Source organism: Streptococcus sp. 22.1, assembly GCF_016648645.1.
Taxonomy (GTDB): domain Bacteria; phylum Bacillota; class Bacilli; order Lactobacillales; family Streptococcaceae; genus Streptococcus.
The window spans coordinates 1-13,111 of record NZ_JACLQK010000020.1 but is presented as its reverse complement, the minus strand read 5'-3'; the positions used below and the strand labels follow the sequence as shown (position 1 = coordinate 13,111).

At 37.3% G+C, this 13,111-nt stretch carries 11 protein-coding genes; 3 read left to right on the top strand and 8 right to left on the bottom strand.

Features of this window, described 5'->3' with window-relative positions; genetic code table 11:
• Positions 1–25 precede the first annotated feature (25 nt).
• From H7U04_RS09100 to pabB, 8 genes are all read right to left on the bottom strand, one after another.
• The gene (locus H7U04_RS09100) at positions 26–655 is read right to left on the bottom strand and encodes a TerD family protein (RefSeq protein ID WP_048790426.1); all 630 of its coding nucleotides are present in this window, start codon (positions 653–655) and stop codon (positions 26–28) included.
• 23 nt (positions 656–678) lie between these two features.
• Positions 679–1,395 (bottom strand): TerD family protein, encoded by a 717-nt coding sequence (locus H7U04_RS09095; protein ID WP_110981462.1) that lies wholly within the window; start codon positions 1,393–1,395, stop codon positions 679–681.
• Between the two features lie 23 nt (positions 1,396–1,418).
• Positions 1,419–2,015, bottom strand: coding sequence for a TerD family protein (locus H7U04_RS09090; protein ID WP_070656036.1), 597 nt, complete (start codon positions 2,013–2,015; stop codon positions 1,419–1,421).
• Between the two features lie 20 nt (positions 2,016–2,035).
• Positions 2,036–3,166, bottom strand: a complete 1,131-nt coding sequence (locus H7U04_RS09085) for a toxic anion resistance protein (protein ID WP_048790423.1) — start codon at positions 3,164–3,166, stop codon at positions 2,036–2,038.
• Between the two features lie 11 nt (positions 3,167–3,177).
• Positions 3,178–4,746 (bottom strand): YceG family protein, encoded by a 1,569-nt coding sequence (locus tag H7U04_RS09080; RefSeq protein WP_073690007.1) that lies wholly within the window; start codon positions 4,744–4,746, stop codon positions 3,178–3,180.
• A 150-nt stretch (positions 4,747–4,896) separates the two neighbouring features.
• Entirely contained in the window at positions 4,897–5,985 is a 1,089-nt protein-coding gene (locus tag H7U04_RS09075) for a cysteine protease StiP family protein (protein WP_073690008.1), read from the bottom strand.
• Positions 5,986–6,010: 25 nt separating this feature from the next.
• Positions 6,011–7,153 (bottom strand): phosphoribosyltransferase domain-containing protein, encoded by a 1,143-nt coding sequence (locus H7U04_RS09070; RefSeq protein ID WP_073690009.1) that lies wholly within the window; start codon positions 7,151–7,153, stop codon positions 6,011–6,013.
• A gap of 71 nt (positions 7,154–7,224) precedes the next feature.
• A complete protein-coding gene (pabB, locus tag H7U04_RS09065) occupies positions 7,225–8,943 on the bottom strand; it encodes an aminodeoxychorismate synthase component I (protein WP_201059698.1) in 1,719 nt (572 codons plus the stop codon).
• 146 nt (positions 8,944–9,089) lie between these two features.
• On the opposite strand from pabB, the gene H7U04_RS09060 reads away from it, so the two are divergent.
• The 3 genes from H7U04_RS09060 (at position 9,090) to metF (ending at position 13,004) form a co-directional block, all read left to right on the top strand.
• The gene (locus H7U04_RS09060) at positions 9,090–9,440 is read left to right on the top strand and encodes a hypothetical protein (protein WP_037600816.1); all 351 of its coding nucleotides are present in this window, start codon (positions 9,090–9,092) and stop codon (positions 9,438–9,440) included.
• A 252-nt stretch (positions 9,441–9,692) separates the two neighbouring features.
• Positions 9,693–11,942 (top strand): 5-methyltetrahydropteroyltriglutamate--homocysteine S-methyltransferase, encoded by a 2,250-nt coding sequence (gene metE, locus H7U04_RS09055; RefSeq protein WP_004182386.1) that lies wholly within the window; start codon positions 9,693–9,695, stop codon positions 11,940–11,942.
• Between the two features lie 186 nt (positions 11,943–12,128).
• Entirely contained in the window at positions 12,129–13,004 is an 876-nt protein-coding gene (gene metF / locus H7U04_RS09050) for a methylenetetrahydrofolate reductase [NAD(P)H] (RefSeq protein ID WP_021144026.1), read from the top strand.
• Positions 13,005–13,111: the final 107 nt, after the last annotated feature.

The window sequence follows — 13,111 nt, the reverse complement described above, 5'->3', positions numbered from 1 at the left end:
TCTTGATAACTAAAGAATTCTATTATTAACTGAAGAGAGCTGCGATTCCATTAAGGTCAGCTTGTTTTCCTTGACCAATAGCGTGAAATGCCCAGCTAGCACCATTACGTACTAATTCGGCAAATACAACAGCTGTATCAGTAGAGTAGTCATCTTTTAATTGGAATTTACATAGTTCAGAACCAGTATCCTTATTCACAAGTCGTACGTATGAGTTATTTACCATACCAAATGTTTGACGACGTGCGAGTGCTTGGTCAATGGTTACAGCACAGACAATCTTATTAACTGTTGGTGAGACAGCTTGAAGATTTAGAGTGATGGTTTCGTCATCACCTTCGCCTGCACCGGTACGATTATCCCCGTTTAATTGAATACCATTTGCTACTGGATTATTGTAGAAGACAACGTCAGAAGCAGAAGTAATCTTACCTGCTTCATTTAATAAGAAAACAGAGATGTCTAAATCGAAGTCGACACCACTTACAGCAATATCCCAACCAGCACATAAATCAACATTATTGAGGCTAGGTGCAGCTTTGGCAAGGTCTAGGACCGTATTTTTTTCGAGATTTAGTGAGATTCCAGATTGTGTAGGTGTGACTTCAGTTGGTGTTGAAACTTCTCCACCCAAACTTGTAAAATTAATAGCCATTTTTCTTCTTCCTTTACATTAAATTATTGATATGCTTTTGCGAGTTCACCAATAGATGCTTTGAAATAATCACCTACGGCTTTAAATGTCCAACCGTTATCAGTACGGTTCAACTCAGCAAATTTAACTGCAGTTGCATTACCACCGTCTTCTGTAAGGTTGAAACGAACCAATTCACGTTCTGGACGTTGTGATTCATCAACTAAACGAACATATGCATTACGTACTTGACCAAAGTTTTGTTTACGTTCTTTACCAGAGTAAATGACAACCGCAACAACAATTTGTTTGACATCTGATGAGACTTGATTAAAGTTTACGAACATATTTTCGTCGTCACCATCACCTGCTCCAGTAAGGTTATCGTGATCCAAGTGGATACCTTGAGAGGATTTATCACCATAATAGACAACATTTGTAGCTTTTTGAGTTAGACGACCTGATTCATCTATGAGAAAAGCTACAAGGTCAAGGTCAAAATCTGAACCAAATAATTTTGTTTGTACATCCCAACCAGCAGAAACTCGAATATTCTCTAAAGTAGACTGTGTCTTAGAAAGATTCAAGAAATCGTTCTTTTGGAGATTAAGGATACCTGACTTATTAAGGTCAAGGCTTACTTCACGTCCTTGACTTTGTGAAGATTGAGAAAGAGTCTCAAAAGTCGGTGCTGGCGCTTCAGGCCCATTGTTTGTTGGTGTGTTTGAATTGTTTCCAAGTAGTTTATCAAAAAGTCCCATAATAGTTTCCTTTCCTAAGTGTATTACATATAGCGAGACAAAAGTCCATTGAGGTCAGCAATTGTTCCCTCACCAATAGCTTCAAATTGCCAACCGTTTGGTCCACGGTTTAAGGAACAGGCTGTAACAGCAGTATCTGCAGAATAGTTATCGGTTAACTGATAACGGCAAATTTCAGCATCATTATTATCTGCATCAAGCAAGCGAACAAAAGCATTTTTGATCATACCAAAAGTTTGCTTTTTGCTAACGGCTTCAAAAATTGTCATGAAGAAGATAATACGAGTGATTCGTGGTTCGATGGCATCTAAATTAATTTGGATACGTTCATCATCACCGTCACCTTCACCAGTACGGTTATCTCCTTCGAGTCGAATTCCAGGAGCAGACATATTGTTAAAGAAGATGACGTCTTGTGGAACTTGTGTCACACGTCCACTATCTTCAATAAGAAAAGCTGCCAAATCAAGGTCTGCAGTGGGTCCAGCAACGGCCATATCCCAACCACCACCTAGAACACAGTTCTTGAGTGCTGGTGCTTGTTTAGTAAGGTCAAGCACATTACCTTTTGATAAATTAAGTGATGGTTGCGAACCATTATTAAGTCTTGTGAAATCCATAATAATTTCCCTCCATATAATTAATGCGCGCTAATAAACCCTTTTTCAGCCATATCCGCCTTCATATTTTCCAACTCAACGGAATCAGTCTTGCGTTTCTCAGCAATTTGTTGACTAATTTGTTTGGTTTCATCGATACCTTTTTTGATTGTTTCATAGGTTGATCGTAGGGTTTCAATCTGCACCGCACTACCACCAGCCATACGAGCAATATTTACAGACTGAGTTGCTGTATTTTGAGCGTTACGTAGTAGAAGCTCATTCGTTTTTTCATCTAATTGACTGATTGATTTCGCTTGGATTTCTTGTCGTTTTAGTTGAATAGCCTGTACTAAACATTGTTTGAAAATTGGCAAGGTGATAATAAATGATGAATTAATCTTACGCATAAGATTAAAGTTGGCCATCTGCATCGTCTGTATCATGGGACAAGTTTGCATTGCAACATTTTCAGCAATCTGCAAGTCATAAGTACGCTGGTTTAGCATATCCTTAATCATTTGTAGTTTCTGTTGTTGAGTCTGCTTTTCTTGTTCAGTAAGATCGGTTCGTTGCATCATTTGTGCTTGATAAGCTTCGATTTCTTCTTGAGCGAGCTCTCCAGCTACGATATACTTCTCGAGTTCTTCATAATATGCAACATTAGTACGATATTGTTTTTCAAGATCTTCTTGTGTTTGATGAATTTGAGATTCATATTGTTTTAAAATCACATAAATCTTGTCAACTTCTTTTCCCATATCTTCATATTTGGCAAACAATTTATCAATGGAATTTTTAATCTTGCCAAATAACTTTTGAAGCATAGATGCGTTTTCTGGATTTTCGAGCTCTTTGATGTCGAACTTATCCATAATCTTTGTAAGTTGTGTCAGCATACGAGAGGCTTCTTCAGTATTAACGCGTTGCATCGAAGACAGTAGCATATCTGAAGTTTGAGAGATTCCCTCGCTAGGTTTTTGACCAAATGCAAGGATGGAATTAACATTTGTGATATCTATTTCATTGGTTAGATTTTGAACCTCTGGAAGAGCTCGCAGACGTTGCTTATAAGCAACATTGTCTGTTAAGACTTCTGGTTGTGTCATCTGCATCTCATTTGTAGGTGATCCGGTCGTAGTAGCACCGAATTCTCCGGTATTAATAGCCATTGATAGTCTCCTTAACTAAAAAATTTACTAAAAAAGTTCTGCTTCCTCTGTTTGTATTTTAAATCTGATAGTCGACGCTCATAGTTTATTTTATCTAAACGGATGGAATTAAAGTAATCACTTTGAATATAACTATTTAAGTTAGATAAACCAGCTGGTGAAAAGATGACAATATCAAATCCAATTTTATTAAGGTAAGCAATTAAATAAGCCTGACGTTTTGAAATTTGTTCTTCCTCTTCTAGAAAAATAACTAGTTTGGGAATATCGTTGGTAAAATCGAAACTGTCAATAGTTCTGATGATTTTTTTATCTAACATTAATATCATCATAGCAAAGTCCAAAATTTCTTCTTTGGAAGAAATCGGTTTTTTAAAGAAACGATGGTCATCAATAGTCTCATTGATTTTTGAAAGGATGAATTTTTCAGTTTCATCATTATATGATGAATAACGATAGAAAGGCAACTTCATGATTTCTTCTATATCAAATTTACCATTGCTTAGTTGACAAAATGTCAATTGAAACTTATCGGATTCTTCAACACCTGGACTAATGAGATTGAAGTTAGCTGTTGAGGATAGAAATAGACTATTTGGATGCTCTATACAGGTTTTAATGAGGTTTGCATATTCGTCTGAATTCTTATATTCACCTTCAATGTCAAAGAAGAAACTAGGAACATAGACGGTTTTCCCTTGTGTTTTAAAGCCTTGTCTGAGTTTTGCTGGGGCTTTCCAGTTTTGTTCAAGATCGATTAAGGTACCATTGAAAAAAATTGGAGAAGTCGTACCATTACGAAATTGCCAAGGACGATAGATACCTGAATTTGAGAATAGCTCTTTTTCAATTTGCTCTTCCAATTCTAAAGTAATTGAGCGATTTTCTTCAATGATATGACCTTCAGAGGCTCGTTGAAGAAAACTTTGAATGGGTAATATTTGTGAATTCTTATGTTTTTTACAGAGCTTATCTGAGTCGATTTCTTTCCAGTACTCGCACTCTCGCAATGGATTAATATAAATAACATCAAACCCCATTATAAAGAGGAGCATTAGAAAATAAATATCATGACGCGAAATATCACCATAGTAGAAGCAATGGTTTGCATGAAAATCTAATTCAGAATAATCTAAGTTCTGTATATATAAGTGAGCATAAAGTAATAGTTTACAGATAAAGTTGTTTTTAACACTATCGTTTAAAAATTTTTCTTGTCTTATGGCAAGATTGACGACGTATTCAAAAGCATTTAAAAAAACGTGATTCAAATCAGAGTTCTCAAAAAGAGTGATATCTTGCTTTGAGAGTTGTGTCACATCCATATTAGCAAGTTCATTTTTTATAGCATTAATGAAGTCGAAATCTACATCTAGGAGAATCTCACCATCAAAAAAGATAGTATGGTGAGGATCAGCCTGAATTTTTGAATAAATCGTTGCAAGGACATCGTTATATTTCCCTTGATTTTCCACACCGATGTAGGAAGTGAAGACGGGGTTAAATTGTGGACGAATGCCCTTTCTTTCCGATTTTCTTCTCCAAAGTTCAAATGGAATCTGTTGGAGGCTTAGACTCATTTAGTCACCCCCTTCCGGCACAATGAGTCTTTTCCCAAATAAGCTATATCTTTATATAGAACTTATTCAAGATACTACTATTCTATGTATTCATTAAAGCGGTGTCAAGATAAAACGCGAACTATAATGATTTTCATAATTGCTGATGGATTATAGGTCTGCTAGCTCTTTAATGATGCCACAAACATTATACTTTTCAAGTGGATAATATTCAACAGGAACTTGTTTTTCTTCTGCGAGTTGTAAAATATGTTGGAGATATTTGGGATTAGCATCTTTGCGAATGAGAATCCGATCAGGTACGCGTCTAAGTAGAACACGAGTTGTTTCACCAACACCAGGCTTGATTTTATTGATATCTTTAATTTTAAAGTCTTTCGCAATACGTTTTACTTCATCTATACCCTTAAAGTCTTCATTTAACTCTTCTGAGGAAGGAGAGAAATAGTTGGGGTCGCAATCATTAAAGTGCTTTTCAACGGTTTCTAAAAACGCGTTTGACTGATCAATAGCTAAGTTTTCTTCATAAAAAATAGCACCATGAAATTCGTCCTCAGTCATAGTTGGTAATTTAACTGTTCGACTAACAAGACCGCTAACTGTTGCATTAAGACATGCACTTGGGATAAGGAAATCTTGTCTAGTTCCATAAAGCTTTGTTACCGATGCTGGATCACTCAATACTGCAAGTTCACTATCAAGTTTTTGAAAATTCTTTTGAGCTCGAAGTTTTTGACAGGCTTCATCTAAAACAGTATTAATGGCTCCTTTACCGACCCAACCGTCTATAAATTGAATATTTTCAGCAGCATGACGGTCAACGATATAATGCATAGCTGCTGAGTCAATCCCCTTCCCACGTATAATTGAGATACTGTAGTGCGGTGGCGTTACCCCGTATCTAGCTTTGAGATAACGTTGAACGAGAATGCCGATAGGTGTTCCTGCTCTGGCAAGTGAAACTAGAACAAGTTCAGGTCCTTTTGAACTCCATAATTTTTCAGCAAGAGCGACTGTGGCAGATGCTGTTTCAAAAGAGAGTTGGTCTAAGCTATTAAAGTAAAGGTCCATGTAAGTTTTTGTAGGTGCGTATTCTAAAGGAAGCATTTCAGAATAATGGATACCTTGCTGGTTTAATTTTTCACGTTCTGCAGTATCTAAGATGGGGACTTTTCCTTTAACATCTTGTAGTAAGAAAGTTACACTTTCTGCTGGGTAACTGGTGCGAACAAAACGCATGCGTTTCCTCCTATTTATATTTGTTTTATTGTTGGATAAAAATAATTTCTTGTCTTGAATATGGCTGTAATTGTTCCTTGATGGACTCTTCGAAAGCCTTTGTCATTTCTTCGTAGACGATGATGTAGCGGTCAACTTCCTCAGTTACATTGTAAAGATATGTTGATCGTTGGCTATCATATGCGCTAGGGAGATGAATAGCATTTTTGATGAGGTAATTATCCTCAGTTGAGATAGCTATAGGACTTCGTGTCGTTGAACGAACCTTCGCACCAATTTCTTGTGCAAGGAGAATTGGAAGCCACATATTTTCTTCAGTTCCGATTACTCTTACTTCATACGAGTCTCGATCTAGTGGGGAGTCATCTAACTTAGAAATGAGAGTCTCAAGAGACTTGCTGTAATTTCTGAATTCAGTTTGAGTTAATCCAAGACGTGGATTATTTTTAGAAGATAAGGTAACCTTTTCATTTTGATCCAAGTTATTCTCGGGAAGACTCTGATAATCGATAGAAATGGTCGGAACATCATCCTTAAGGTGTCCCTTAATCAAGTAGATAGTGTCGATATTTTCTTCTTTATAAATAGAAGCATGAGCCATATTTTGCCAGTTAAGGATGGAAGCCACTGCATACTTAGTTCTTTTATTCAATTTTTTAAATTCAGTAATGAAGTTAAGAATAGTATTTCCTGTCGTAATTTCATCTTCAATAAACAAAATAGTGTCATACTCAGGAATGACCTCACGGTAATACAATTTCTGATTTGTTGCGTGAGAATGTTCTTCTTCAAATGAAAGTGTTTGGATAGTTGTATCCAAATCTTCTCGTGTTGTTTGTAGGTAGAAAACGGCGTTTAGGTCATCATTTTCCAAACAAAAATGCATGATGGCTTGACCGATGGCAGTAGCAGTCTCGGCAAAGGCGATGATGAGTATGCGTTCTTGTGAACTTAAATGATTTTTAAGTTGTTCGTAAAGTTCTTTAAAAAGCTGAATTGTTGTATTGGCTTGACTAGGATAATGCTTAGCTTGATATTTATTAACAAAGAGATAGTCTCTTTTAGGATTCTTGTATCGTTTACAGATATGAATCAGATCATCTGGATTAGAGCTTGATTTATTTTCGATTATATTTACAAAATCATTTAGTTTTAATTGATAGGTCATATCAATACCTTTCTATGTAATGGTTCATTAGTTTACATATAGAATAGTAAAAATTGTACAGTTTTTTTGATTTATTTCTCCACCTTCAATTCATACAACCCTCTCACCGCATTACATCCATAGATGGTCTGAGCCTGTTTCAGATCTTTTACAGTCAGGACTTTTTCTTTCAGCTTATTTTCAGCTATAAGACTTTGTCTGTAGATGCCATTTAAGAGGCCGAGGTGAACTGGTGGTGTGTAGAGTTGGTCTTCGATTTTAAGAACGATGTTACCGATAGAGGTTTCTAGGAGTTGTCCCTCGTGATTATAATAGATTTGTTCGTGAGGTTCGATACTAAGGTGAGGACGGTAACTTGTTTTAAAGAAGGTATAGGGGCTATCCAACGGATATCTTTGCTCAACTAACCTTGCTTGGTAAAAGTCATCAGATAAGTTTGTTAATTGGCTATGTTCAAACTTCAGTTCACCATCTTTTTTAAAGGACAATTTAAGACGGTAGTCTGTGTCAAAATCTAGTGATTGGCACAGAGCTGTGGCTTGATAGTGCGCTTTTTCTGCATTGAAAGGATAGTCGAAGTATCGGCTACTCTCTTGTAAACGTTTTATATGCTCCTCCAGAAAGAGAAGTTTTCCTTGATGAATACGACCGGTAGAAATGAGATAGAATTTTGGGTTCTGACGGTATAGAACAGCAGCTTTTTGCTTGGTTTCTTCGTATTCGGATTCCCAGTTACTGTCCCAGGTAATCCCCCCTCCGACACCATAGATAGCCTTGGTTTCTTCCATTTGTAGTGTCCGAATGGCTACGTTGAAAATACTAGGTCCCTGTGGCACCAAGATTCCAATGGCCCCACAATAAACACCTCGAGGTTGTTTTTCAACCCTCTTAATAATCTCCATGGTTGCTATTTTGGGGGCACCTGTAATAGATCCGCATGGAAAAAGGGCTTGGAAGACATCGCATAAACTTCTATTTGTCAGGAGTTGCGTTTCAATTGTCGAAGTCATTTGCCAAACTGTAGAGTATTGTTCAACTTGGCAAAGGCTCTTAACATCTTCACTTCCTATTTTAGAAATACGATTCATGTCATTTCTAAGAAGATCGACAATCATCATATTTTCAGAGCGATTTTTCTGGTCCTGAGCTAGCCATCTTGCTTGTGCAAGGTCAGTTTCACTTGTTAAACCTCGATTGGTAGTACCTTTCATAGGACGAGTAGTCAACTTATCGCCATCTTTTTTAAAGAAGAGTTCTGGACTTATAGAAATGATAGAAACGTCATCGTGCTGAATAAAGGCATTGTAATGTGCATTTTGCTCAACAACCAATCGATTGTAGATGGCAAAGGGATCAGCTGTCAGGTTCTGTTGAAGTTGAACAGTATAATTGACCTGATAAGTATCACCTTGTCGAATATGGTGGTGTATATGCTCAATAGCAGCCTTGTATTCCTCAGCAGAAGTTAGCTCTTGCCAAGATTTTGGTAAGGTAATAGGGTCATAAGTAAGTGGAATAGGCTCTGTTTGAACAGTTTCATGAACAGTGAAGTAGAGGAGATACTCAGACATTAATGGACCATCAATAACCTGAAATTTTGTCTCGAAGGCAGGGGCTGCTTCATAGGAAACATAACCTACTGCATAATAACCTTCATTTTGATAGGCTTCGAGTTCATCTAAAAGGGGTTTGACTTCCTTAATGTCCTTTGTTTTTAGTTCTTTAATGGTGTCTGTAAAGATTTGTCTGACACCAAGTTCTTTAAAATCAATAACAGTTTTCTTATGCATACTTAGAGTATAACATAAGAAGTTTCCCTCTGGTTCTTTTTCATGTTTTAATTATCTTTCTCAAAATTTTAACCAAAAATGAACTTTTCAGATAGTTTTACATATGTTATAATGATAGGGACTAAAAGAAGATTTTAGAGGGAAATATGACTGAAAAAAATAACTTTGAGAAAGGCAACAGCAACCTTTCAAACAATAAAATGAAAAAAGGCACTTCTAAGAATTCATGGAAGCACCAGATGTACGAGCTAGAAATAGCTATTGCTAAAGAGTCAAGTAACAAAAAAAGAAATGAACTCATTAAACTTCATAATGGCTATATGAGTGAGTATGATAGCTTAAAGAAACAAATCATATGGTTAGCCGTCTTGGGAATTTGTTTCTTATTAGTATTGGCAATTTTTGGTTATTTTATTTGGAATAGTTACAATAGTGAGAATATGTCTTATACATCATCTTGGCTTCAAGAGAGGGTACTGAGCACTTATAGAGCTTAGTGTTCTGATCCTAGTAAATAATAGAGTCTCTAGACAAAAGTCTAGGGATTTTTTGATATAAAAAGGGATTTAGTAAGTCAATATATAGTTATTAGCTATAACGATATCTAAGCAAAAGGAGATAACAGAAGTCGGTAACCCTTTATTTTATAGGGTATAGTCTAAAACTATATATAGAGAAAACTAATAGCAATTATACAGCTACCCATTTCTTTGGTAAGATAAGTTCAACAACAAAGAGGAGGACACAAGATGTCAACTACTATCATTGGTTTCCCACGTTTGGGTGAATTCCGCGAATTAAAATTTACAACAGAAAAATACTTTAGAAATGAAATTACTGCAGATGAACTTTTAGCAGCAGCCAAAGACTTGCGTGCAAAACACTGGAATATTGTTAAAGAGAAGGGTATCACTGAAATTCCTTCAAATGATTTTTCACATTACGATAACTTCCTTGATGCAGCTTTCCTTTTCAACGTCGTACCTGAATCTGTTCAAAACTTGGATTTGACAGATCTTGAACGTTACTTTGCTTTGGCGCGTGGTTACCAAGGTGAAAAAGGGGATGTACGTGCCCTTCCTATGAAAAAATGGTTTAATACTAACTACCATTACATCGTTCCTAAATTTGAAAAAACAACAGAAGTTAAACTTGCTGGTCACAAGATTTTTGATGAGTACCAAGAAGCAAAAGAATTGGGTCTTAATACACGTCCAGTTGTGGTTGGACCATTCACTTTCCTTCAATTGTCTGATTTTGAAGATGGTGTAAAAGCTGAAGACTTCGTAGATAGCTTTGTTTCTGCATACCAAGATGTCTTTGCAAAATTGGCAGAGCTTGGTGCTACTCGTATTCAACTCGATGAGCCAGCTCTTGTTAAAGATTTGACATCTGAAGAAAAAGCTCTCTTCTTGAACCTCTACAACAAGCTCTTGGCTGATAAGAAAGGCCTTGAAGTTTTGATTCAAACTTACTTTGGTGATGTTCGTGATGTCTACAATGACCTTGTGAACTTGCCAGTTGATGGTATTGGTCTTGACTTTGTTGAAGGTAAGAAAACACTTGAATTGGTTAAAGGTGGTTTCCCAGCTGATAAGATTCTCTATGCCGGTATCGTCAATGGTAAAAACATCTGGCGTAACAACTACGAGAAGAGCCTTGCAATTCTTGAACAAGTTCCAGCTGAAAATGTTGTTTTGACAACCTCTTGCTCACTTCTCCACGTACCATTTACAACTGCTAATGAAGATTTTGAACCAGCTATTTTGGACCACTTCGCCTTTGCGGTTGAAAAATTGGGTGAATTGCGTGACTTGGATGCCATCCGCAATGGTCAAGGTGCAGAAGCACTTGCTGCTAACAAAGAACTCTTTGCGACTGAGCGTGTTGGTGAAAATGCTGAGCTTCGTGCTCGTATTGCAGGTTTGACTGAAGCTGATTACACTCGTTTGCCAGCGTTTGCAGAACGTGAAGCGATTCAAAAGGATGCCTTCAAACTTCCATTGCTTCCAACCACAACTATCGGTTCATTCCCTCAAACTAAGGAAGTTCGTGCTAAACGTTTGGCTTTCCGTAAGAATGAATTGTCACAAGAAGAATACGATGCTTTCCTTGCTGAAATCACTGATGAATGGATTAAATGGCAAGAAGAAGTTGGATTTGACGTTCTTGTTCATGGTGAGTTTGAACGTAATGACATGGTTGAGTACTTCGGTCAGAACTTGTCAGGTTACCTCTTCTCTAAAAATGGTTGGGTTCAATCATACGGTATGCGTGGGGTTAAACCACCAATCATTTGGGGTGATGTCACTCGTCTTAACCCAATCACTGTTAAATGGTCTAGCTACGCACAAAGCCGTACAGACAAACCTGTTAAAGGTATGTTGACTGGACCTGTTACTATCCTTAACTGGTCATTCCCACGTGAGGACATCTCTATCAAGGATTCAACTCTTCAAATTGCTCTTGCAATCAAAGATGAAGTACTTGACCTTGAAGCTGCAGGCGTGAAAATTATCCAAATTGACGAAGCTGCTCTTCGCGAAAAATTGCCGCTCCGTCGTAGTGACTGGTATGAAGACTACCTCGACTGGGCAATTCCAGCCTTCCGTTTGGTACACTCAACTGTAGCACCAGACACACAAATCCACACTCACATGTGTTACTCAGAATTTACAGATATCATCCCAGCTATCGATAACTTAGATGCTGACGTTATCTCATTTGAAGCTAGCCGTTCAAATCTTGAAATCTTGGATGAACTTAAAGCTCAAAACTTCCAAACAGAAGTTGGACCTGGGGTTTACGATATCCACTCACCACGTGTCCCACAAGACGGTGAAATTGACCACACTATCGAAGCAATCTTGGCAAAAGTACCAAGCGGTAAAGTATGGATCAACCCTGACTGTGGTTTGAAGACTCGCGGAATCAAAGAAACTAAAGAAAGCTTGATTAAGCTTGTAGAAGCTGCAAAAGCAGCTCGCGAAAACTTGTAAGCGGAAGTTATCATATGTTGAAGACCTTCTTCCTTAAGTGTAGAAGGTTTTCAATAGCGAATAATGTTCTAAAGATTTTTGCAAGCAGGCTATGATTAACAATTGTTTAACTGTACTCATGAAGTCAGTAGGCACTTAAAACAGCTTTCGTCTTAACAAAAATCTAAAAAGAAGAAGGTATAAAATATGACAAGCCAAACACCATCACTCTCTTTTGAAGTCTTTCCACCTAACCCAGCAGTAGGTAACGAAAAAATCCTACGTGCCCTTGAGGATATGCAAGGATTGGCTCCACACTTTATCAGTGTTACAGCTAGTAATAACAAATATAATATCAAAGAGACGACGGTTCCTTTGGCGGATCATATTCAAAATGACCTAGCTATCCCAACGATTGCCCACCTTCCAGCTATCTATTTGAGTAAAGAAAAGGTTGCTGATACCTTACGTGACTTGGATGCCGTTGGAGTACACCGTATCTTAGCCCTACGTGGCGATATCATTCCTGGTGTGGAACCTCTTAAAGACTTTAAATATGCCACTGATTTGATTGAATTTATCAAGGAAGAAGCTCCTCAATTTGATATCATCGGTGCCTGCTATCCTGAAGGGCATCCAGATTCGCCAAATCAAATCTCTGATATCCAAAACCTTAAGAAAAAGGTTGATGCAGGTTGTTCTGGTCTTTTAACCCAACTCTTCTTTGACAATGAACGTTTCTATGATTTTCAAGATAAATGTACCTTGGCTGGAATTGATGTACCAATTCATGCAGGAATTATGCCTATCTTGAATCGTAACCAAGCTCTACGTTTGCTTAAGACTTGTGAGAATATTCATTTGCCACGTAAGTTCCGTGCCATTTTGGATAAGTATGAGCATGATCCTGAGTCACTTAGAGCGGCAGGTCTTGCTTATGCGATTGACCAGATTGTCGACCTTGTTACTCAAGATGTTGCAGGCGTTCACCTCTACACCATGAATAATGCAGAAACTGCTCGTCATATTCACGAAGCGACTCATTCCTTATTTAAGCATCATTCACAAGTTAGCGCTCTATAATTAAATCATAAAACTACCACCTATAGATTATGATATGATACCTCTTAAGTAGACAAGGTAAATACCTAAAATCTACTTAAGAGGTATTTTTATGTCTAGAAGAGAAA